22 protein-coding genes are annotated in these 21,125 nt (G+C 67.8%); 7 read left to right on the forward strand and 15 right to left on the reverse strand.

Translation table 11 applies throughout. The features are described from left to right. Window positions 1-15 precede the first annotated feature (15 nt). A complete protein-coding gene (locus BST47_RS03895; protein ID WP_083123907.1) occupies window positions 16-576 on the reverse strand; it encodes a cytokinin riboside 5'-monophosphate phosphoribohydrolase in 561 nt (186 codons plus the stop codon). Between the two features lie 29 nt (window positions 577-605). Between BST47_RS03895 and BST47_RS03900 the strand changes: the two genes are divergently transcribed. Next, the gene (locus BST47_RS03900; protein WP_083123908.1) at window positions 606-2,693 is read left to right on the forward strand and encodes an AAA family ATPase; all 2,088 of its coding nucleotides are present in this window, start codon (window positions 606-608) and stop codon (window positions 2,691-2,693) included. 85 nt (window positions 2,694-2,778) lie between these two features. Here BST47_RS03900 and BST47_RS03905 read toward each other — a convergent pair whose 3' ends face one another. The 4 genes from BST47_RS03905 to dapE form a co-directional block, all read right to left on the reverse strand. Beyond that, the gene (locus tag BST47_RS03905) at window positions 2,779-3,525 is read right to left on the reverse strand and encodes a hypothetical protein (RefSeq protein ID WP_083123909.1); all 747 of its coding nucleotides are present in this window, start codon (window positions 3,523-3,525) and stop codon (window positions 2,779-2,781) included. Window positions 3,526-3,537: 12 nt separating this feature from the next. After that, window positions 3,538-4,659, reverse strand: coding sequence for a hypothetical protein (locus BST47_RS03910; protein WP_083123910.1), 1,122 nt, complete (start codon window positions 4,657-4,659; stop codon window positions 3,538-3,540). Window positions 4,660-4,735: 76 nt separating this feature from the next. Then, window positions 4,736-6,343 (reverse strand): ABC-F family ATP-binding cassette domain-containing protein, encoded by a 1,608-nt coding sequence (locus BST47_RS03915; protein ID WP_083123911.1) that lies wholly within the window; start codon window positions 6,341-6,343, stop codon window positions 4,736-4,738. 108 nt (window positions 6,344-6,451) lie between these two features. Continuing rightward, window positions 6,452-7,519 carry a succinyl-diaminopimelate desuccinylase gene (gene dapE / locus BST47_RS03920; protein ID WP_083123912.1) on the reverse strand — a complete coding sequence of 356 codons (1,068 nt, stop codon included), beginning with the start codon at window positions 7,517-7,519 and terminating at the stop codon, window positions 6,452-6,454. A 24-nt stretch (window positions 7,520-7,543) separates the two neighbouring features. Between dapE and dapD the strand changes: the two genes are divergently transcribed. Continuing rightward, window positions 7,544-8,488: a 2,3,4,5-tetrahydropyridine-2,6-dicarboxylate N-succinyltransferase gene (gene dapD / locus BST47_RS03925; RefSeq protein ID WP_083123913.1), complete on the forward strand. Its 945-nt coding sequence runs from the start codon at window positions 7,544-7,546 to the stop codon at window positions 8,486-8,488. 14 nt (window positions 8,489-8,502) lie between these two features. Here dapD and BST47_RS03930 read toward each other — a convergent pair whose 3' ends face one another. From BST47_RS03930 to BST47_RS03940, 3 genes are read right to left on the reverse strand one after another with little or no spacing between them, the layout of a single operon-like run. Next, window positions 8,503-9,081, reverse strand: coding sequence for a M15 family metallopeptidase (locus BST47_RS03930; protein ID WP_083123914.1), 579 nt, complete (start codon window positions 9,079-9,081; stop codon window positions 8,503-8,505). Continuing rightward, a complete protein-coding gene (locus tag BST47_RS03935) occupies window positions 9,078-9,434 on the reverse strand; it encodes a VOC family protein (RefSeq protein WP_083123915.1) in 357 nt (118 codons plus the stop codon). The genes BST47_RS03930 and BST47_RS03935 overlap by 4 nt, the downstream gene beginning before the upstream one ends. Then, window positions 9,425-10,831, reverse strand: coding sequence for an acyl-CoA synthetase (locus tag BST47_RS03940; RefSeq protein WP_083123916.1), 1,407 nt, complete (start codon window positions 10,829-10,831; stop codon window positions 9,425-9,427). The genes BST47_RS03935 and BST47_RS03940 overlap by 10 nt, the downstream gene beginning before the upstream one ends. A 21-nt stretch (window positions 10,832-10,852) precedes the next feature. On the opposite strand from BST47_RS03940, the gene BST47_RS03945 reads away from it, so the two are divergent. From BST47_RS03945 to BST47_RS03955, 3 genes are read left to right on the forward strand one after another with little or no spacing between them, the layout of a single operon-like run. After that, window positions 10,853-11,401: an NUDIX domain-containing protein gene (locus BST47_RS03945; RefSeq protein ID WP_083123917.1), complete on the forward strand. Its 549-nt coding sequence runs from the start codon at window positions 10,853-10,855 to the stop codon at window positions 11,399-11,401. 29 nt (window positions 11,402-11,430) lie between these two features. After that, a complete protein-coding gene (locus BST47_RS03950) occupies window positions 11,431-11,826 on the forward strand; it encodes a YybH family protein (protein WP_083123918.1) in 396 nt (131 codons plus the stop codon). 50 nt (window positions 11,827-11,876) lie between these two features. After that, window positions 11,877-12,374, forward strand: a complete 498-nt coding sequence (locus BST47_RS03955) for an Rv2253 family sensor-like surface protein (protein WP_107528845.1) — start codon at window positions 11,877-11,879, stop codon at window positions 12,372-12,374. On the opposite strand, the gene BST47_RS03960 is transcribed toward BST47_RS03955, so the two are convergent. Next, complete coding sequence (locus tag BST47_RS03960) at window positions 12,368-13,330, reverse strand: proline dehydrogenase family protein (protein WP_083123919.1); 963 nt, start codon at window positions 13,328-13,330, stop codon at window positions 12,368-12,370. The genes BST47_RS03955 and BST47_RS03960 overlap by 7 nt on opposite strands. A gap of 1 nt (window position 13,331) precedes the next feature. Then, window positions 13,332-14,960 (reverse strand): L-glutamate gamma-semialdehyde dehydrogenase, encoded by a 1,629-nt coding sequence (pruA, locus tag BST47_RS03965; protein ID WP_083123920.1) that lies wholly within the window; start codon window positions 14,958-14,960, stop codon window positions 13,332-13,334. A gap of 95 nt (window positions 14,961-15,055) precedes the next feature. Here pruA and BST47_RS03970 point away from each other — a divergent pair, with 95 nt between their 5' ends. Then, a complete protein-coding gene (locus BST47_RS03970; protein ID WP_083123921.1) occupies window positions 15,056-16,639 on the forward strand; it encodes a PucR family transcriptional regulator in 1,584 nt (527 codons plus the stop codon). Between the two features lie 38 nt (window positions 16,640-16,677). Further along, window positions 16,678-17,220 (forward strand): isopentenyl-diphosphate Delta-isomerase, encoded by a 543-nt coding sequence (gene idi, locus BST47_RS03975; protein ID WP_083123922.1) that lies wholly within the window; start codon window positions 16,678-16,680, stop codon window positions 17,218-17,220. Here the strand turns inward: idi and BST47_RS03980 are convergent, their stop codons facing one another. From BST47_RS03980 to BST47_RS04000, 5 genes are read right to left on the reverse strand one after another with little or no spacing between them, the layout of a single operon-like run. Beyond that, entirely contained in the window at window positions 17,221-18,225 is a 1,005-nt protein-coding gene (locus BST47_RS03980) for a DUF5914 domain-containing protein (RefSeq protein ID WP_083123923.1), read from the reverse strand. After that, on the reverse strand, window positions 18,222-19,748 hold the full coding sequence (locus tag BST47_RS03985; RefSeq protein ID WP_083123924.1) for an FAD-dependent oxidoreductase: 1,527 nt from the start codon (window positions 19,746-19,748) through the stop codon (window positions 18,222-18,224). Before BST47_RS03985 ends, BST47_RS03980 begins: the two co-directional genes overlap by 4 nt. Continuing rightward, window positions 19,745-20,455, reverse strand: coding sequence for a class I SAM-dependent methyltransferase (locus BST47_RS03990; protein ID WP_083123925.1), 711 nt, complete (start codon window positions 20,453-20,455; stop codon window positions 19,745-19,747). Before BST47_RS03990 ends, BST47_RS03985 begins: the two co-directional genes overlap by 4 nt. Continuing rightward, window positions 20,452-20,781: a lycopene cyclase domain-containing protein gene (locus BST47_RS03995; protein WP_083123926.1), complete on the reverse strand. Its 330-nt coding sequence runs from the start codon at window positions 20,779-20,781 to the stop codon at window positions 20,452-20,454. Before BST47_RS03995 ends, BST47_RS03990 begins: the two co-directional genes overlap by 4 nt. Further along, entirely contained in the window at window positions 20,778-21,125 is a 348-nt protein-coding gene (locus BST47_RS04000; RefSeq protein ID WP_083124260.1) for a lycopene cyclase domain-containing protein, read from the reverse strand. The genes BST47_RS03995 and BST47_RS04000 overlap by 4 nt, the downstream gene beginning before the upstream one ends.

The following is a 21,125-nucleotide window of genomic DNA, read 5'->3' on the forward strand; positions in this document are numbered from 1 at the left end:
CGTGGGTGTCGACGATCACCCACGCGGTTGGCAGGCGGCAAGAGCGGCCTCGACGTCGTCGACGACCACCAACCGGTCCAGCGCCCGGTGGGTGACGTAGCCCGTGTCGATCAGCCCGTGCAGCCAGGTGAGCAAACCGGTGTAGTGCCCGAACGGGTCGAGCATCACCACCGGTTTGTCGTGCATACCCAGGTAGCCGGCGGTCCAAGCCTCGAAGAACTCCTCCAACGTGCCGATGCCACCTGGCAGAGCTATGAACGCGTCCGCGCGGTCCTCCATCATCTGCTTGCGCTCGCGCATCGTGTCGGTGACGACGAGTTCGTCGGCGTCGACGTCGGCGACCTCGCGATGCACGAGCGCCTTGGGGATCACGCCGACGGTGTGACCGCCGCGGGCCCTGGCGGCGGCCGCCAACGCGCCCATCGCAGACACGTTCCCGCCGCCGGATACCAGCGTCCAGCCACGCTGCGCGATCGCGGACCCGACCTGCTCGGCCAGTGTCAGCAGTTCAGGATGCGTCGGTCCCGACGCGCAGTAGACGCAGACCGCCCATTCGCGGTCGAGTTCGCCGGACATACGCTAAAACGTAGCCATAGACTCTCGCCGTGCCAGTGGAGTGGGTGACCGTGCCGCTTGAACCGGCATTGGAAACGCTCGAAGCCAGCTGGGGAACTCGCGCCGGAACGGTGATCATCGGCCCCGCCGGAGTAGGCAAGACCACGCTGGCCCGCGCCGCGGCCGCGCGTCTGGGGAGCGGGTTCGACCGGGTGGATTGGGTGATTGCGACGGCGCCGACCGCCACAATTCCGTTCGCCGCATTCAGCCACCTCATCGAGGTACCGGACACCGGCAAGACCGCGGAGGTGTTGCGGAACGCTCGTGAGTCGCTCGGCGACGGCCGACTGTTGGTGGTGGACGACGCCCACCTGCTGGACAAGTTGTCGGCGGCTCTGGTCCATCAGCTGGCCGTGAGTGGCGCAGTCAAGCTCATCGTGACGGTTGCGCCCAACGGACCTGTGGCCAAGGAGGTGTCGGCGCTCTGGGAGGACGGCCTGCTCGACCGAATCGAGCTGCAACCCGCCGGCCATGACGACAGCAGAGTAGCCACGCTGGTCGAGCAATTCGTCGCCGCGCTACCCCCCACCGCTCACCGGGTCCTGGAGTACCTCGCCGTCGACGATCCGCTCCCCCTCGCTCAAATCTCCGGGTTGGTGAGCCGCGAAGCCGTCGCCGAGGCGGAGGCCGCAGGCGCGATCGTTGTCGACGACGATCGGGTGCGACCAGCCCATCCGCTGTTCGTCGACGCCGTGCGCGACGCACTGGGTGGACCGGACCTGCGCCGACTGCGCACAGAACTCGTCGAGCGCCTGGGCGCGGCACCCCCTCGAGACGTGGTCGACCTGCTGCGGCTGGCCGTGCTCGCCTTGGACGCCGACCGGCCGCAGCCGACCGCCGAATTGGTCAAGGCCGCCCAGGAAGCGCTCCGCCTCGGCGACCTCGAGCTGTCCGAGCGGCTCGGACGGGCGGCGCTGCAACGTGCGGCGTCCCTGCCCGCCCGGCTGACACTCGCCTACGCCCTGGCGTGGCAGGGTCGCGGCCGCGACGCTGATTCCGTTCTGGCGCAAGTGGATCCGTCGACCCTTTCCGAAGACGAGTTGATGGCGTGGGCCTTGCCGCTGGCCGCCAACCAATTCTGGATGCTGTCCCAGCCGGAGCGGGCAACCGCGTTTCTGCAGTCGACACGAAACAAGGTGTCCTCGCCCGCCGCCCGAACCACCCTGGATGCGTTGTCGGCGACGTTCGCGATGAACGCAGGCGGTCCGGCCAGGGCACTGCAGATCGCGGACGAGGTCCTGAAGTCACCGGCGGCCGACGACACCGCGATCGGGTGGGCATCGGCCGCCGCGGCGTTGAGTTCGGCCCGCATGGGACGGTTCTCCGACGTCGACGCATTCGCCGAAAGGGCCATCGCCGCTGGGCATCCGGGACTGCTGCGGTTCACCAGTGGCTTCGGCCAGACGACGGCGCTGTTGATGGCGGGCGACCTGGACAGCGCACAGGACCTCGGGCAGCAGCTCACCGACTTCGCGCAGCTGCAACAGCCCGGGCGCGCCATCGGCGAGGTGCTGGTGGCCGACGTGTTGATCGCGAAGGGCGAACTCGAGACGGCAGTTCGGCTGTTGCGCAGGGCTGCGGCGGCCTTGGCGCCGACGGGTTATTCGTGGGGCCCGCTGGCCTGGATGCTGTTGGCGCAGGCGCTCGGCCAGCAGGGCTCGACGGTCGAGGCGGGAAAGGCGTTGTCGCGCGCGGAGTCTCGGCACGGATTGAAGTCGATGCTGTTCGCACCGGAACTCGCGCTGGCACGCGCGTGGACGATGTCGGCGCGGGGCGACAAGCACGGCGCCGTGACGGCGGCACGCGACGCGGCGCGCAGCGCCGAGCGTGGCGGACAGACGGCGGTCGTGCTGCGGGCACAGTTCGATGCGGGCCGGCGCGGCGACCTTCGCGCAGCCGACGCTATCGCGCGGGCCAGCGTTGAATGCGACTGCGCGCTCGGCCAATTGGCGCTCACCTACGCACGCGCACTGGTCGGCCGCGACGCGGCGGGCCTCAGCGACGCGGCACAGCGCTTGACGGCCATCGGGATGCACCGCGCGGCCGCCGACGCCGCCGCACAAGCGGCCGAGCACTGAAACTCAGCGCGTCCCACGCCTAGCGGGTTGATCGCACGCACCTGATGCTAGTAATCAACCCGTTAAGCGCGCTGCCCGCACCACGCTAGAGCCTGCGGCCCAGATCGTCTTCGGCGGCGTGACGCGGTGACTCCGGTGGCGCGACGGGGGCCGGACCCGCACCAGACCTGCTGTTTTCAGGTCCGGACGCCAAATTGCTGTCGTCAGCACGCTGCAGCGGCTCGCGCTGCTCTTGTTGCGGTGCGGACTGCACCGGCTGCTCCTGCGGCCGATCTTCCCGTGCGGCGCGCTCCTCGAGGCGTTCCACCCGATCTTCCAGCGGGTCACGGCCCGGCTGCCCGGAAGGCTGACCCGGCGCACCCGGCGGCGGAGCACCCCCGGCAGGCACGGCACCGACCGGCGCGGCGCCGGGAGGAGGCTGACCAGCCTCGCCACCTCCTCCGCCCTGGGCAGCCTTCATCACCTGCTCGATCAGCGATCCGAACATGCCGGACCCGCCCTGGGCGGCCTGCGACGGCGCACCAGCCAACTGGCCCGCTTGCTCGCCGAGCTTGCCCAGCATGCCGACAACCTGACCGACGGACTGCGATCCGGACTCGTCGGAAGCCGAGTACGCCACCTGTGCGTCGCCCACCTTTCCGGAGTACGTGTGCTCCTTCGCCTGCAACGCCGCGACATTGGCCGTCAACTGGGCGGCCAGCGTGGGCAGCACGGCGGAGATCGTCGCACTCATCGCGTCCGGACCCGGCGGAAGCATTGGTATCTCAGGCAATTCGACCGAAGCCGCGTTCCAGCTGATGCCCTCGGGCTTCTTCAGTGGGCCAAGCGACACAGTCCTCCCCTATCACCAGTCATCGTCTACGTCGTCCTCGTCCAGATCATGGTCGAGCGGCGCGGGTACAGCCAGGCCCGGCGACGTGCCGCCGCTCTCGCCGCGCATACCGCCCATCATCGGGCCCATACCGCCCATCCCGGCGCCCGCGGCCATCGGCGCCACCCCACCGAGCGCACCGGCGCCTGCCAGCGCGCCCTCGGGCGGGGCGGTGGAGACCGGCTTGGCATTGCCCACGAGGTTCGCCATCAACGGCGTCTGCGACGGCACACCGCCCGAGCCGGGCAGCGATGCCGCGCGCACCATGCCGGAACCGCCGCCCGCGCCGCCGCCGCCCGCCAGCGGGTGATTCGAGAAAGCCGAGAACGGCAGTCCGGCCGCGCCCATCGAATCCGATTTGCCGCCCTGCCCGAACATCGACGTCAGCTGCTGCAACGGTTGGGTCAGCTGCTGCAACGGCTGCATCATCTGCTGGGGCATCTGCATCAGCATCTGCGGGAGCTGACCCGCCATCGACCCCAGCTGGCTGAGCATCTGCATCGCCTGGTCAGAGCCTCCACCGGCTTGCTTGGCGGCTTCCTCGCCTGAGTCCTGGGCCTCCTTCGCGCCGGGCACCGTCGGGGTGCCGGGCAGTGGGAGGCTGGGCGGTACGCCGAGGGTGTTGGCAAGCTCGCTCGTATTGGTGGTCACGTTGGCCATGTTCTGCGAAAGGCCCATCATGACCCGGCTGCGGGCCAGCTCGGCGGCGTTGGGGAGGGGCATCGCGGCGATCGCTTCGGCTTCGGCCTGGGTCTCCTGCGCGATGGTGTTGGCCAGCAGTTTCGTCTTCACGACCGACGCCTCCATGGCGCGCAGCTTGACCGCGATCGCGGTGGCGTGCGCGGCATTGGCTTCGTGACCGCCGATGATCGTGGTCGCCTCGCCCGCGGCGGCCATCGATCCCGTGCCCTCCCACACATCGGTGAGCTTCATCAGCTGTCCCTGCTGCTGAGGAACCACTGTGCCGCTGATTTTCGCGGCGAGCGCCTCGAACTTGGCGGCCGTCGCCGCCAGCATCTCCTCGTCGACGTTCGGCCAGCCCGGGCCGGTCACTGTCTGGCCCCCGTACGGGCTGGTATCGGGCTCGATCGCCATAGGGACCAAATTTACCGTGCCCGCGGTAGCTGCCGGTCCGCAAATTCTGTCCGCCGAGATCGGCGATCAGCGCGGACTAGTCCGAATGCAACCGTCCGCCCGATAGCCGCAGGGTGCGCTGGACACCGATCTCCGCCAGGAACCGCTCGTCGTGGCTGACCACCACGAACGCCCCCTGGTAGGCGTTCAGCGCCGACTCCAGCTGTCCGACGCTGACCAGGTCGAGATTGTTGGTCGGCTCGTCGAGCAGCAGCAGCTGCGGCGCCGGTTCGGCGTAGAGCACGCATGCCAGCGTCGCGCGCAGCCGTTCGCCGCCCGAGAGCGCCGAGACCGGCAGGTGGATGCGGCTACCGCGAAACAGGAACCGGGCCAGCAGATGCATCCGCCGGGTCTCGGACAGGCTGGGCGCGGATACGGCGAGGCTTTGCGCGACGGTGGCGTCGGGGCTGAGCAGGTCGAGTCGCTGAGACAGATACGCCACCCGGCCGTCGGCACGGGCGACGGTTCCGGCGTCGGGCGCCGCCTCCCCGCCGATGATGCGCAGCAGCGTCGACTTACCCGCGCCGTTGGGCCCGGTGAGCGCGATGCGTTCAGGACCGCGAACGGTCAGATCCGCATCGGTGAACAGCACCCGGCCGCCGCGTTGCGCGATCAGGCCTTCGGCCCGCACGACCGTCCGGCCAGCAGGCACGTTCGTCTCGGGGAGTTCCAGCACCAGCACGTCGTCGTCGCGCAGTGCGCGTTCCGCCTCGTCGAGACGGTTCTTGGCGTCGGCGACCCGCGCCGCGTTGACCCCGTCGATCCGGCCCGCCGACTCCTGCGCGCTGCGCTTCTTCGCGCCCGCGATGATCTTCGGCAGCCCGGCATCCTTGATGTTGCGTGCGGCCGTGGATGACCGTTTCGCCGCGCGCTCGCGCGACTGCTGCATTTCGCGCTTCTCGCGCTTGAGGTGCTGTTCGGCGTTGCGAATGTTGCCCTCGACCACCCGCTGCGCCTCGTTCACCGCTTCTTCGTACATCGTGAAATTGCCGCCGTAGAACAGCATTTCGCCGCGATGCAGCTCGGCGATGCGGTCCATCCGGTCGAGCAGCACGCGGTCGTGGCTGACCAGCAGCAGACATCCGGTGAAGTCGTCGAGCGCGTCGTACAGCTTGTGCCGGGCGTCGACGTCGAGGTTGTTGGTCGGTTCGTCGAGCAGCAGGACGTCGGGTTGTGAGAGCAGTTGCGCGGCCAGCCCGAGGGAGACGACCTCGCCGCCGGACAGCGAGCCCAGCCGCCGGTCGAGGTCGAGGTGGCCAAGGCCGAGTCGGTCGAGCTGGAAGCGGCTGCGTTCCTCGACATCCCAGTCGTCACCGATGGCGGCGAACACGTCGTCACCGGCGTCACCGCCGGCCAACGCGTTGAGCGCGTCGATGACGTGCGCGATGCCGAGCACTTCGGCGACGGTCCGCTCCGTCGTGAACGCCAGCGTCTGCGGCAGATAGGCGACGGAGCCATCGACGCTGATCGAACCGCCGGTGGGTTTGCGATCGCCGACGATCAACTGCAGCAGCGTGCTCTTACCCGCGCCGTTGGGGGCGACCAGGCCGGTGCGGCCCTCGCCGACGGTGAACGACAGGTCCGTGAACAGCGGTGTGCCGTCGGAGAACGCGAATGACAAGGCCGAACAAGTGATGGAAGACATGCGAGAGATCTCTCATGACGGAAACGACTGCAATGGGATTGCCGGCTCAGCCGGCGTCGGACACCGGAGTCGTTGTCTCACCGCATGCTTCCAGCGTACGGATCGGTGTCAACCGGTTAAATATCTCCGCAGCATGTCGGTGGCCGCGGTGATGGCTGCGGTGTCGACGCGCTCGTCGACCCGGTGGGCAAGGTTCGGATCACCGGGCCCGTAATTGACGGCGGGGACGCCGAGCGCCGCGAACCGCGCGACGTCGGTCCAGCCGTACTTCGCCCGCACCTGTCCCCCGGCGGCATCCACCAGCGCCGCGGCGGCGGGCGCCGTCAGACCCGGAAGCGCTCCGCTGGCCGAGTCGGTCAGCTCGATTTCGACGTCGAGCCCGTCGAACACCTCGTGCACATGCGCGGTGGCCTGGGCGACGCTGCGGTCGGGGGCGAACCGGAAGTTGACCGTCACCGAAGCGGCGTCGGGGATGACGTTGCCCGCGATCCCGCCGTCGATGCGCACCGCCGACAAACCCTCGCGATACGTGCAGCCGTCGATGTCGACGTTGCGCGCCTGATAGGACGACAGCCGGTCCAGGACAGCACCGAGCTTGTGGATTGCGTTGTCGCCCAACCAGGATCGCGCCGAGTGCGCGCGTGTGCCCGGGGCCCGCACCACGACGCGCAGCGTGCCCTGGCAGCCGGCCTCGATGTACCCGCCGGAGGGCTCGCCGAGGATCGCCACGTCGGCCTGCAACCACTCGGGCAGCTCGCGTTCGATGCGGCCGAGACCGTTGGCTGCCGCCTCGATCTCTTCGCAGTCGTACATCACGAGCGTGATGTCGTGCTGGGGCTCCGTGACCGTGGCGGCGAGGTGCAGGAAGACGGCGTCCCCGGATTTCATGTCCGACGTGCCACAGCCGTGCAGTTCGCCGTCGGCCATCCGGCTGGGCAGGTTGTCGGCGGCGGGAACGGTGTCGATGTGGCCGGCGAGCAGCACGCGCGACGGCCGGCCCAGGTTGGTGCGCGCGAGCACCGCGTCGGCGTTGCGCACGACCTCGAATCCGGTCGTCTGCTCCCGCAGGGCGGCCTCAATCTCGTCGGCGATGCGTCGCTCGCTACGCGATTCGCTGGGAATGTCCACCAGCGCCGCGGTCAGGGCGATCGGGTCGCCGTGCAGATCAAGGGCCACCTGCCTGACGTTAGTCTGAGCGGCGTGACTTCTGCTGCAGGTATAGGCCTGGCGACACTCGCGGCCGACGGAACCGTCCTCGACACGTGGTTTCCGGCGCCGGAACTGGGTGCTGACGGCCCCGCGGGCACGACCCGGCTGTCCGTCGCCGAGATCCCCGAGGAACTGGGCGTACTGACCGGACCCGACGAGGACCGCGGCGTTGAGGTCGTCGCCGTGCGCACCATCATTTCGTCCCTGGACGACAAGGCCACCGACGCCTACGACGCATATCTCCGCCTGCACCTGTTGTCCCACCGGCTGGTGGCGCCGCGCGGACTGAACGCCGACGGCTTCTTCGGCGTGCTGACCAACGTGGTGTGGACCAACCACGGGCCATGCGCGGTCGAGGGATTCGAGATCGTCCGGGCGCGACTGCGCCGGCGCAGCCCGGTGACGGTGTACGGCGTCGACAAGTTCCCCCGGATGGTGGACTACGTGTTGCCGACGGGCGTGCGGGTGGCCGACGCCGACCGGGTGCGCCTCGGCGCGCATCTGGCCTCCGGCACCACGGTGATGCACGAGGGCTTCGTCAACTACAACGCGGGGACACTGGGCAATTCGATGGTGGAGGGCCGTATCTCGGCGGGCGTGGTCGTCGACGACGGCTCCGATGTCGGCGGTGGCGCGTCCATCATGGGGACGTTGTCCGGTGGCGGCACCGAGGTGATCTCGGTCGGCAAGCGCTGCCTGCTCGGGGCGAATGCCGGGTTGGGTATCTCGCTCGGCGACGACTGCGTGGTCGAGGCCGGCCTGTACGTGACGGCCGGCACCAAAGTGCAGACCGCCGACGGTCAGACGGTCAAGGCGCGCGAGCTCTCGGGTGCCAACAATCTGCTGTTCCGGCGCAATTCGGTGACCGGAGCCGTCGAGGTGGTCAAGCGGGATGGCACCGGCATCACGCTGAACGAGGCCCTACACGCCAACTGATCGTGTCAGGCTCCTCAGCCCGTCGCGTTCGGTTTCAGCGGCGGGCACCGGCCCTGGTCATCGATTGCCAGTTCGAAATGCCAGATCTCGTTGGCATAGATCTGGCACAGGCCGAACTGCCTGCCGTTGGCGATCAACCACTTGTCGGCTTCCACCGGGGCGATGTCGACGGCCTTGCCCTCGACGTGCTTGGACGTGTCCGGCGACGCGACGAACTGCCGCGCCGCGTCGATGCTCCCGTAGGTGCGCACCCCGTCGTCGAACAAGCGCTGCTGGAATCCCCTTGTGCGCCAACCCGAATTGATCCGGATATCGACGTTTTCGGTCGCGGCTTTGCGCGCAGCGTCCTGAACCGCGGACAACAGTGCGGGGTCCAGTAATCCGACGACGGGGTTGGCCACGTCGAAGGGGCTCAGCGTGACTCCGTCGGGCAGCCAGCCGCCGAAGGTGTCGATCGCTCCCGCTCCGATGTCGAGCGATCCGCCGGTGTCGCCGGGCGCCGGCGGTGGCGGCGGTTGCGCGTGCGCCGTCGCACACGTGGCCAGCAGCAGCGCGCCCACTGCCGCGGACACGCGGAGCGCCCGCACGGTCAATCGTCTGAGGCAGCGAGGATGCAGAATTCGTTGCCCTCCGGGTCGGCCAGCACTACCCAGCTCTCGTCGCCACGCTGCCCCACGTCGACCCGTCGCGCACCGAGGGCCAGCACCCGATCCACCTCAGCCTGCTGATCGTCGGGACGGAAGTCGAGGTGAATGCGGTTCTTGACCACCTTCTCGTCGGGAACCGCGATGAAAATCCAGTTCACTCCGGCACCGGGAGGTGCGTGCAGCACGACGTCGCCGTCCTCGTCGACGTCGTGTGGCCAGTCCAGCACCTGTGACCACCAGCGACCCAGAGCGGTGGCGTCGCGGGCATCGATACAGATCTCGTCAAACCTCAGGCCCACTGCGCCAACTCCTTCTTCAACACCTTCCCCATGGCGTTGCGCGGGAGGCTCTCGACCACCCGCACCTCCCGCGGTCGCTTGTGCACCGAAAGCTCCTGGGCGACAAAGTCGACGAGCGCCTGCGGATCCGCATCGCCGACGACGAACGCGACGATTCGCTGGCCGAGATCGTCGTCCGGGACACCCACCACCGCGGCTTCCGACACGCCGGCGTGCCCGAGCAGCGTGGTCTCGATCTCACCGGCACCCACCCGAAAGCCGCCGGTCTTGATCAGGTCGACCGACTCGCGGCCGACGATGCGGTGCATACCGTCAGCGTCGACGACCGCAACGTCGCCAGTGTGATACCAGCCGTCGGCGTCCAACACCTCGGCGGTCGCGTCGGGACGATTGAGGTAACCGTCGAACAATGTGGCACCCCGAAGATGAAGCCGTCCAATGGTTTCACCGTCACGCGCCACCGCAGCACCGGACTCTTCGAGCAGCCGCGTTTCGATTCCCGTCAGCGGCAGGCCCACCCACCCGGGCCGGCGCTCGCCGTCGGCGCGCGTGCTGATGGTGATCAACGACTCGGTGGACCCGTAGCGTTCTATGGGTCGTTGCCCCGTCAGTTCGGCGAGCCGCTCGAACACGGGCACCGGCAGCGGTGCGCTGCCGGAAACCAGCAGGCGAGCGGACGTGAGTGCCGACGCCGCCGCGGAGTCCTCAGCAATCCGCGACCATACGGTCGGAACGGCGAAGTACAGCGACCCGCCCGCGGCGGCGTAGAGGTCGGGTTTCGGTTTTCCGGTGTGCACGAACCGATTTCCGATGCGCAGCGAACCGAGCAGACCGAGCACCAACCCGTGCACATGGTAGAGCGGCAGTCCATGCACCAACGTGTCCTCAGGCGTCCACTGCCAGGCCTGCGCCAGCGCGTCGATGTCCGCGGCGACGGCGCGCCGGCTCAGGACCACACCTTTGGGCGGGCCCGTGGTGCCCGAGGTGTAGATGATCAGCGCCGTCGCATCGGGGTGCGGTTCTGCGTAGCGGTGCCACGAGCGTGCGTGCAATCGCACGGGAACGTGTTGCAGCCCGCCGGTGTCCGACGGCCTCTCCCCCAGCCACGCCTGCGCTCCGGAGTCGGTGAGGATGTGTGTGCGTTCCGCGGCGCCGACATCGGCGGGCACCGGGACTACGGGCACCCCGGCGATCAGGCAGCCCGTCACCGCCAGCACGGTCGTGGCGGTCGGGGTCGCGAGCACGGCGACACGGTGTGCACCGGCCACGCGCTCGGCGACCGAGGTCGCGGCGCCGACCAGGTCGCTACGGCTAAGCACCGCTCCGTCGATGCGCACGGCGTCGCCGATGTCGGCGCCTGCCGCCACTGTCGCGGGGTTCAAGGAGGACAGCAGCACGTTCGTGAGGATACTGGGCGCGTGGATTCCATCGAGACAGTTGCTTCGCGGCAGATCTACCGGAACAACTGGTTCTCGCTGCGCGAAGACGATATCCGTCGGCCCGACGGCAGCGACGGCATATACGCGGTCGTCGACAAACCGACGTACGCGCTGGTGATCGCGCAGGCCGGCGATCGGCTCCACCTGGTCGAGCAGTATCGCTACCCGTTGGGCTTGCGGCGCTGGGAGTTCCCCCAGGGCACCGTGCAGGACAACACCGATCCCGAGCCGTTCGAGCTTGCCGCGCGGGAACTGCGTGAGGAGACCGGGCTGCGTGCAGAGGCGATGACGATCATCGGTCAGCTTGACGTCGCGCCGGGGATGAGCAGCCAGCGTGGCCTGGTGTTTCATGCGACGGGTATCACCGAAGGCGAACACGCCCGCGAACACGAGGAACAGGACATGCGCAGCGCATGGTTCGCCCGCACCGAGGTGGAGCGGATGATGCGCGACGGTGACATCACCGACGCCCAGTCCATCGCGGCGTATGCGCTTTTGCTGTTGTCGCAACCGCCGGCTGCTCGATGAGTTCTGAAGCGCCCGCTGGTCTACCCGGTATGAGCGATGAGGCGACCATCCGCAAACTGATCACCGATTGGGCCGCGGCGGTCCATGCGGGCGATCTTGATTCTGTGCTGGCAGAACACGATTCGGACATCGTGATGTTCGATGTCCCACCGCCGTACCGGGGTGTGCGCGGGATGGACGCGTACCGGGATTCCTGGCCGCCGTTCTTCGAGTTTCAACGTCAGGGCGCGTCATTCGACATCGAAGAACTCGACGTGACAGCGGGCGAGGATGTCGCGTTCGCGTGGGCCCTGCTGCGATGCGGCAAGCCCGAGGAATTCGAGGCCAACCCCGACAACCGGCTGAGGCTGACGATAGGGCTGCGCAAGCGCGAGGGCCGCTGGGTCGTCACCCACGAGCACCACTCGTTCTGCTTGACCGACTAGCGCGGCGCGCCGTCGACGTCCGTCGGGCGTGCACGGATACCGTCACGACCGTGTCCAGGCGAACACTCACCGCGGTGCTCGTCGCCGTCGTCCTCGGCAGCCTGGTGACCGCCCCGCACGCGCATGCCACGGGCCAGATCTGGAACGGCAAGTTCTCGCTGTTGCGGTACGCGGCCACCAAGACCGGCACGAGCATGGCCGCCCGCCAGCACGAGCCCGACTTCAGCGATGTCTACCTGTTTTCCACCGACTGTTCGACGGGCGCCTGCGTGTCGACCGTCGTCGGCGGCCCCAAGCCCGCGAATCCGACGCTGCCGTTGCCACCCCGCTACACGTGGGACGGCACCCGGTGGGTGCACGTCTACGACTGGCAGTGGGATTGTTATCTGGGCGAAGGTGTGCCGAAGCAGTGGAACCCCGCGCATTCGGTCGCGTACTACACCCCGCAAGCCGACGGATCGCTACGCGGGGTCTGGCGCACCGATATCGACGGTGGACCGTGCGGCGGCAGCGTCATCATGAACGTCGCGGCGTTTCCCGCTCAGTGACGGCGTTCGGCCAGGGCACGCAGGAAGAAGGTCAGGTTGGCGGGCCGCTCGGCCAGTCGCCGCACGAAGTAGCCGTACCATTGCGTGCCGAACGGCACGTAGACCCGGACGTGATTGCGCTGGGCGGCCAGCCTGTGCTGCTCGGCATCGCGGATTCCGTACAGCATCTGATATTCGAAATCATCGACGCCCCTGTTGAACTCGAGCGTCAGCGCAGGAACCGCCTCGATGATCGCAGGATCGTGTGAGGCGACCATCGGATAGCCGTCGCCAGCCATCAGCACTCGCAGGCACGCAAGATAGGACGCGGTGACGTCGTCACGATCGCGGTACGCCACCGATGCGGGCTCGTCGTAGGCGCCCTTGCACAGCCGAATGCGCGCGCCGGAGGCGGCGAACTCCCTGCAATCGGTCTCGGTGCGTCGCAGGTACGCCTGCAAAACCGTGCCCAGCCAATCGAATTCGGTGCGCAGGTCGCGGACGATGGAAAGCGTCGAGTCCGTCGTCGAGTGGTCCTCGGCGTCCACGGTCACCCACGCACCGGCACGCTGCGCCCGCTCGCAGATGGTGTGGGCGTTCTCGAGCGCGATCTTCTCGCCGTCGCGGGGCAGCGCCTGCCCCAGCGCCGACAGCTTCAGTGACACCTCGAGCGGACGCACCGCCGCCGCGGGCTCGTCGCGACGGTCCAACGCATCGAGCAACGCAAGGTAGGCGTCGACGGTGGTATTCGCCGCGTCGGCGTCGGTGACGTCCTCGCCGAGATAGTCGATCGACACCAGGCGGTCCGAATTCCGCAACTGCGCAACGGAGTCCAGCGCATCCGCCACCGTCTCACCGGGCACGAAGCGGTGCACGACCTGCCGAGTGACGGGCAGGCGCTCGGCTGTGCGGCGCAATCCGTCCGACCGGCTGACGGCCATGATCGCCGGGCGCGCGACCCGCTCGAAGACACCCACGTCACGCCTCCATGTGGGGATAGGTGTGGTTCGTCGCGGGGGCGAACGTCTCCTTGATCGACCGCGCCGACGTCCAGCGCAACAGATTCAGCGCCGAGCCGGCCTTGTCATTGGTGCCCGATGCCCGTGAGCCACCGAACGGCTGCTGCCCGACGACCGCACCGGTCGGCTTGTCGTTGACGTAGAAGTTGCCCGCCGCATGACGCAACCGTCGCTGCGCCGTCAGCACCGCCGCACGGTCATCGGCGATCACCGCTCCGGTCAGCGCGTAGCGCGCACCGCTGTCGACGACGTCGATGACACGTTCGTAGTCGCCGTCCGGATACACGTGCACCGAGAGGATGGGACCGAAGTACTCGGTCGAAAACGATTCGTCGGTCGGATCATCGGACAGCAGGACCGTCGGCTTGACGAAATAGCCTTCGCTGTCGTTGTATTCACCGCCGACGGCGACGGTGACATTCGCGGCGCTCTTGGCACGCTCGATCGCGGTGACGTTCTTCGCGAATGCCCGCTCGTCGATGAGGGCACCACCGAAATTGGTCAAGTCGGTGACGTCGCCGTATGTCAATGCTTCGGTGGCGGAGAGGAAGTCGTCACCCATCTGTTGCCATACCGATCGGGGGATGAACGCCCGTGACGCCGCCGAGCACTTCTGGCCCTGGTAGTCGAACGCGCCACGGATCAACGCGGTGCGCAACACGTCGGGCTGAGCGGAGGAATGCGCCAACACGAAATCCTTGCCGCCGGTCTCCCCCACCAACCGCGGATAGGTGTGGTAGCGGTCGATGTGGGTGCCGACCTCACGCCACAGATGCTGGAACGTCGCCGTCGACCCCGTGAAGTGGATGCCGGCCAGCCGCGGATCAGCAAGTGCCACTTCGGAAACCGCGATGCCGTCACCCGCCAGCAGGTTGATGACGCCAGGCGGCAGGCCGGCCGCCTCGAGCAACTGCATGGTCAGGTATGCGGCGAAGGTCTGCGTAGGCGACGGCTTCCACACCACGGTGTTGCCCATCAGTGCGGGCGCGCTGGGCAGATTGCCCGCGATCGCGGTGAAGTTGAACGGGGTGATGGCGTAGACGAATCCCTCGAGCGGGCGGTAGTCGGTCCGGTTCCACACGCCACGCGCGCTGATCGGCTGTTCGGCGTAGATCTCGCGGGCGAATCCGACGTTGAATCGCCAGAAGTCGATCAGTTCACATGCGGCGTCGATCTCGGCCTGGTACGCGGTCTTGGACTGCCCCAGCATGGTCGCCGCGCACAACTTCTCGCGCCACGGTCCGGCGAGCAGATCGGCGGCGCGCAGGAATACCGCGGCGCGCTCGTCGAACGGCGTGGCTTCCCAGCCGGGCTTGGCGGCAATCGCGGCGTCGATGGCGGCGGTCGCCTCGGCGTGCACGGCGTTGGTGAAGGTACCCAGCCGTGCGCTGTGACGGTGGGGCTGCACCACGTCGGCGCGTTCCCCGCCACCCATGCGGTGGGCGCCGCCGATCACATGGGGCAGGTCGATCGGATCTGCGGCAAGCGTCGAAAGGGCTTCGGTGAGCCGGGAGCGCTCCCCTGAACCCGGGGCGTAGTCGAGAACCGGCTCGTTGGCCGGGGCGGGCACGTCGCTAATGGCGTCCATCCAGTAAGGATCCCCGTTCGCACCGTTTTCAACCGATGGCTGATCGGACAAAGAGCTCGTGGACTTATAGTTGGATCAGACAAAGGAGGGGCGCGATGACCGCACCGTCTTCCGGCCTCGGGCTCGGCAAGCTGCTGCTGGCCTTGGACCGCACGATGGTGACGCTGGTCGAAGCCCCCCGCGGCCTGGACATGCCGGTCGGTTCGGTGGCGCTCGTCGACGCCGACGACGTCCGGTTGGGCCTGGCGGTCGGTGCCGGTTCCGCCGATCTCTTCTTTCTGCTCGGCGTCGCCGACGCCGAGGCCGTGCGGTGGCTCGAGCAGCAGTTCGCGGGTTCGGGAACGGTGCCGACGGCCATCTTCGTCAAGCAACCCACCGACACCGCGGTAAGGCGGGCCGTCGCACTCGGTACCGCGGTCGTGGCCGTCGACCCTCGAGCCCGGTGGGAGTCGCTCTACCGCCTCGTCACCCATGCCTTCGAACATCACGGCGACCGGGACGACCGCGACTCGGGCACCGACCTGTTCGGGCTCGCGCAATCGATCGCCGACGGCACCCGCGGCATGGTCAGCATCGAGGACGAACAATCACACGTGCTCGCCTACTCGGCGTCCAGTGACGACGCGGACGAGTTGCGCCGCCTGACGATCCTGGGCCGCGCCGGTCCGCCCGAACACCTGGAATGGATCGCGCAGTGGGGCATCTTCGACGCGCTGCGTGCGGGCGGCGATGTCGTGAGCGTCGCCGAGCGCCCCGAGTTGGGTCTGCGCCCGCGGCTGGCGGTCGGCATTCACCTGCCCAGTACCGATGCCCGTCGCCCGCCGGCCTTCGCAGGCACGATCTGGCTACAACAGGGCTCCGCGCCGCTGGCCGACGACGCCGAGGAGATTCTGCGCGGCGGTGCGGTGCTGGCGGCGCGGATCATGACGCGACTGGCAGCGACGCCGTCGACCCATGCGGTGCAGGTCCAAGAACTGCTCGGGCTCGCCGGCGACGATGTCGACCTCGCAGCGATAGCGCGCGAGCTGGGAATCGCCGTCGACGGCCGGGCGGCGCTCGTCGGCTTCCAGGGCGGCCCGTCGGCGCCGACCGGTGTCATCGCGTTGAGCGCCAGCGCTTTTCGTGCCGACGCCCAGACGGTCTCGACCGGTGGCCGGGTGTACGTGCTGCTACCCAAGATCGGTACACCGTCGTCGGTGATGTCCTGGGTGCGTGGCGTCGTAGCCGCGATGCGTCGCGAACTCGGCCTCACGCTTCGTGCCGTCGTCGCGGCCCCGCTCGGCGGACTGGCAGGCGCGGCGGCCGCCCGCGTCGAGATCGACCGCGTCTTCGACAGCGCCGATCGCCATCCCGGCGCGATCGGACAGATCACCTCGCTGGACGAGGCGCACACCACCGTGCTCCTCGACGAGATCGTGTCGCACGTCGCCGGACGATCGCGGCTCGTCGACCCCCGGGTGCGACTCCTGCGCGCCGAGGATCCGATGCTGGCCGAGACGCTGCGGGCGTACCTCGACGGGTTCGGCGACGTGGCCGCCGTCGCCAAGCACCTACACGTGCACCCCAACACAGTGCGGTACCGGGTTCGGCGCATCGAGACGTTGCTGTCCACCACGCTGGACGACCCCGATGTCCGGTTGCTCTTCTCGCTCGGACTGCGCGCCACCGCCGACACATGATCACGTATCGTTTGCCGTAAGAGGGGTATATACGAGCAATGAGTGACACTGCGCTTGGTTCCGAGGAATTCGTGGTGCTCGTCGACGACCGCGGTGCCGCGGTCGGCACTGCCGCGAAAGCCTCCGTGCACCACGCAAGTACCCCGTTGCACCTCGGTTTCTCGTGCTACGTCTTCGACGCCGACGGACGCGTGTTGATGACGCGGCGCGCCCTCAGCAAGCGGACATGGCCTGGGGTGTGGACGAATTCGTTCTGCGGCCATCCGGCACCCGACGAGCCGATCGGAGATGCGGTCCACCGGCGCGCCCGCCAGGAACTCGGGCTGACGATCGAACGCGTGGTGTGCGCGCTACCCGACTACCGCTATCGCGCCGTCGCGGCCGACGGGACCGTCGAGAACGAGGTCTGTCCGGTGTACTGCGCTGCGGCCGTGGGTGATTTGCATCCGTCGCCGGACGAGGTGATGGACTACACGTGGGTCTCGTGGCCGGATTTGCGGTCGGCCGCCCAACTGCCCTGGGCCATCAGTCCGTGGGCTGCCGAACAGATCCCGTTGCTCGACGCGTCCGGTGTCGTCTGATCAAGGGCTGCGCAGCTTGAAGATTCGTTCGGCGTACGCCAGGTCGTCACGCCACAGCCGCGCTGCCGCGTGCCGCATGACCGGCTTGATCAACGGCGCTGCGCGCGTCGCATAGGCGAAGCCCGATCGGTCCGAATGAGCGATGACGGCCTCGACCACCGCGGTGCGCGGTGATCCGTCGCGGTCCGAACCCACCGGTGTGGCATGGGTTTCCACGACGCTGCCCGTTCCCTCGCCGTCGACGATGCGCATCACGATGGTCCGCGGCTCCGGGCTGGTGAATTCGGCGACGACCGGCACCCCCAGTCTGCCGATGCGAAAGGTGACTGCGACGAGGAAGCGGTCTATCTCCTCGGGAAGGTCATCGTCAGCGGGCGGAGCCGACAGCACCTCCAGACGGCTGAACGAATACGGGTGAAACCACGACCCGTGCCACGGATCCATCCGGTTGGCGATGATGTCGCTCGGCTCGCACGTTCCGACGAGTCTTGTCACAGCGTGCATCTGCTCGCCGTCGGGGCGTGCCGGCACCACGGGCAATTCGGTCGGTGTTTCTCCTCCGATGCTGTCGAGCCGCACCCACGCCAACACTCCGTCGTCGTGGCAAGGATATGGCCGCCAACCGAACTCGCGTCCGCCCTCCAGTCGCAGCCCATGCCATGGGCATATCAGCGCACCGCAGTCGACGGTCCCGGTCGCGAGGTCGGCTCCCAGATGGGGGCACGCGCCGGGTCCCACCTTCAGAGCACCGTCCGCGCCACGCCAGGCGACCAGCTCCTGTCCCGCCACCGACGTGCCGTATGGCCGGTTCTTGATGGCGTCGCTGGCGCCGAGGACATACCAGTTACCGCTCGGCCGCTGTTGCGAACGTCGCAAGGCCGCGTCGATCACCGCCGGTACGGCGTCACGGTAGGTCGGCCGCTGTGCGGGCCAAGACAGCGCGGGCAGCAGGTCGAAAGGGACCGTCTTGGAAAGCCGCGACCGAAGTCTCGCGATTCTGCTCATCCTGTCCTGGGCCCTCCACGTTCGGCGACTCGACTCAAGAGCGCCATCCGCCCGTAATTCGGAACCGTCTGCAGTGAGTGACCTCGAATGCCGAAGCGATCGAGAAGTTGGTTCGCCGCCGACCATCCCGTCGTCGCGGCGCGTTCCATCAGCGCGACAGGCAGATCGATGCGGATACCGTCACCGGCAAGCACCAGTCCGTCATCTGGCGATCTCACGACCGGCCGGTCGGCGAAGTCGCCAGGCGCAAAGCGCGGGCAGTCGTTGTGCCAGAGCACCTTTTCGGCGACGACCTGAGCACTGCGGGTCTCGGGATACAGCTCGTGGAGGCGACCCAGCAGCCGGTCACGCAGAGTATCGTCAGGCGTCTTCACCGCGTACGAGTGCAGTTCCACCACCGACCCCCCGTGCTTGCGCGACCAGTCCGCCGCCTCGCGTTCGTATCGCTCCAGCACGCTGACGTTGTCCAGTGGTGGCCTGCCGCCTGTTCCGATGAACGGCGCCCGGTCGGAATTCACCTTCTTGTCCAGCCACAACCGATGCACGATGAACGGCGGCGCTTTGCCGAGTTTCGCCACGCTCTTGCGCCAGTCGTCGTCACCGATGCCAGCCGAGTTCTCGACGATCCGTTGCAGGCCGGCGATATCGGTGGCCAGAACGACACCGTCGGCGTCTAGTTTCGCTCCGCCGTCGAGACCGACCATCCAACCCTGCCCGTGTCGCACCTCGCTCACCGACGTCTCACGGTGGACGCGAACACCAAGCGACTCGAGGTAGGCGCCCAGCGGGTTCCACAGCGCCGCATCGAAGTTGGCATCGGCCACGTCGAAGATCAGCCCCTCACGGGAGCCGAGGAAGTAGATGTGGAACATCGCTGCCAGTTCGGCTGCCGACAGGTCGGTCGGCTCCGCGAAGAAGCTTCTGGAGAAGACCTCGAACGCCAGATGCCGCGCCGCTACGGGAAAGTTGATGTCGCGCAGGAAGGAGTCAGCATCTAGGTGGTCGAGGCGGTCATAGATGTCCGGCACCGACACCGCCGCCAGCGGCGCGGCCGCCCGCGCGTCGAGTCGGACGAGATCTCGTAGCCGGAACGTGGGACTGCGCAGGGCGAACATCATCGCGTTGAGCGGCGGCGTCAACGGCAAACCCCGAAAGGTGTCGGTGCGGCCTTCTGCATCGATGAGTGGGTAGTCATCCACCGGCGTGAGCATCGCGAGCGCAGGGTCTATGCGCCGCAGGAGGTTTCGCAGGTTGTAGTACTGCCGGAAGAACGCGTGAAAGCCGCGATTCATCGCGACCTCAGAATCATCGGAAAGTCGCTCGGTCCATCCGCCGACTCGGCCGCCCAGGTAGGACTGGCGCTCGATGAGGTCCACCGCGACGCCGCGCTCAGCCAATCCCGTGGCGGCAGCAAGGCCCGCGATGCCTGCGCCGACCACGACGACGCGAGGGCGCTCTGCCAGTTCAGATGCGTTCGCCACGCCAGACGGCGCGGGATGAGTCTGAGCGCGCGGATCGCTCATCGTGGCGCCTGCCCCAGGAATGTGTGCACGATGTTGCGCTGCCAACCGGGCATCGTCTCGCTGCGGACGGACTCGAAGCCGTTCGCGGCCATCCTGTGTCGGAAGGCTCCCACGCCGTCGAAGGTGTTCACACTGCGCCGGAGGTAGGTGTAGAGCGAGGCATCTCCACTGCGCAAGCGACCGCTGGGAATGATGATCGCGGTACACACCGCGTTCCACACCGCCGTGGCGAGCCTGGAATCGCGGACCGAGTATTCGTGCACCGCAAGCGTTCCGCCCGGTCGCAGAAGTTCACGAAACCTGCGTAGCTGGCCGTCCCGGTCGGTTACGTTGCGGATCAGGTAGGCCGCCAGGATGCCGTCGAACGGTCCGACGACGCCGGCGTCGGCGAGATCCTCGATCCGAGACTGCACGAAGCTGACCGACGTCGGCCACGCCTTCGCCCGCGCCTGTGCCAGCATCCCCTCCGACGCGTCGACCGCGACGATCTCGGCTTTGGGCGCGACGGCCAGCAGTGCCGCGGTCGACGCCCCGGTGCCGCATCCGGCGTCCAACAGGCGTAAACCACGGCCCTCGCCAACGATCCGCATACGCTGCGCCGAGAGTCGCAGGTGATCGTGGTAGCCGGGGTTGGCGCCAACGAGCTTGTCGTAGGCAGGTGCCCCGACGTCGAACGCACCGGGAATCTCGTTGGAGGACAGACTCACAACGTCTCCTTTGTCTGTTCACGAAGCCGTTGACGCTCCCATAGCAACAGCACCGCGGTCACCATCGCCCAGCCGAACAGAAAGTCTTCGACCGGGATGTCGAGCGGAAACCGCAGTCCACTGGTGTGCTGTTCGTCGTAGATGACGATCGGAGCGCTGAGCTTGGTGAGCCAACCGTCGACGGGGATCTGGAAGCCCAGCACGATCGCCATCGAGATCCAGTACGCCGCACGGCGGAACAGTCCCGTTCGCAGTATCGCCAATTCGAGCACGATGACGACGATCACCGCGACCACGGCGGGCACGGTATAGCCGATGCCGGTCACTGCGCCTGCCTTGCCTTGTTCTCCCGCAGGGCACGGACTCGTCCGAGCAGGCCGTCGACCGCGTTGTAGGTCAGCAACCCGCACAGCGGTATCACCACGAAGAACAACAGTTCCTCGATGGGCATCTGCCCCGGGAGTTCCAGGCCCGTCACGTACTGCGGGTTGTACGTCCACACGTCCGCTGTGATCGCGATCAGATCCCAGAATATGAACACCGCAGCGACCGGAAGAACCGCGAGGGCGGTGCGTTTGGCGTAGCGATACACACCGGGCCCGAGGAACTCCAGGGGTGCGGTGATCACCAGGCACGCCGCGAGCACGAGCAGGTACTGCCAACGGTCCAT

The organism is Mycolicibacterium tusciae, assembly GCF_002086795.1.
GTDB classification, from domain to species: Bacteria; Actinomycetota; Actinomycetes; order Mycobacteriales; family Mycobacteriaceae; genus Mycobacterium; species Mycobacterium tusciae.

What these genes read in the sequence shown, in the direction of transcription:
- BST47_RS04000 (WP_083124260.1), bottom strand. Translation starts at nt 21,125, where the DNA reads ATGGACCGTTGGCAGTACCTGCTCGTGCTCGCGGCGTGCCTGGTGATC.
- BST47_RS03980 (WP_083123923.1), bottom strand. Translation starts at nt 18,225, where the DNA reads ATGAGCAGAATCGCGAGACTTCGGTCGCGGCTTTCCAAGACGGTCCCT.
- BST47_RS03950 (WP_083123918.1), top strand. Translation starts at nt 11,431, where the DNA reads ATGAGCGATGAGGCGACCATCCGCAAACTGATCACCGATTGGGCCGCG.
- idi (WP_083123922.1), top strand. Translation starts at nt 16,678, where the DNA reads ATGAGTGACACTGCGCTTGGTTCCGAGGAATTCGTGGTGCTCGTCGAC.
- BST47_RS03895 (WP_083123907.1), bottom strand. Translation starts at nt 576, where the DNA reads ATGTCCGGCGAACTCGACCGCGAATGGGCGGTCTGCGTCTACTGCGCG.
- BST47_RS03970 (WP_083123921.1), top strand. Translation starts at nt 15,056, where the DNA reads ATGACCGCACCGTCTTCCGGCCTCGGGCTCGGCAAGCTGCTGCTGGCC.
- BST47_RS03915 (WP_083123911.1), bottom strand. Translation starts at nt 6,343, where the DNA reads ATGTCTTCCATCACTTGTTCGGCCTTGTCATTCGCGTTCTCCGACGGC.
- pruA (WP_083123920.1), bottom strand. Translation starts at nt 14,960, where the DNA reads ATGGACGCCATTAGCGACGTGCCCGCCCCGGCCAACGAGCCGGTTCTC.
- BST47_RS03985 (WP_083123924.1), bottom strand. Translation starts at nt 19,748, where the DNA reads ATGAGCGATCCGCGCGCTCAGACTCATCCCGCGCCGTCTGGCGTGGCG.
- BST47_RS03910 (WP_083123910.1), bottom strand. Translation starts at nt 4,659, where the DNA reads ATGGCGATCGAGCCCGATACCAGCCCGTACGGGGGCCAGACAGTGACC.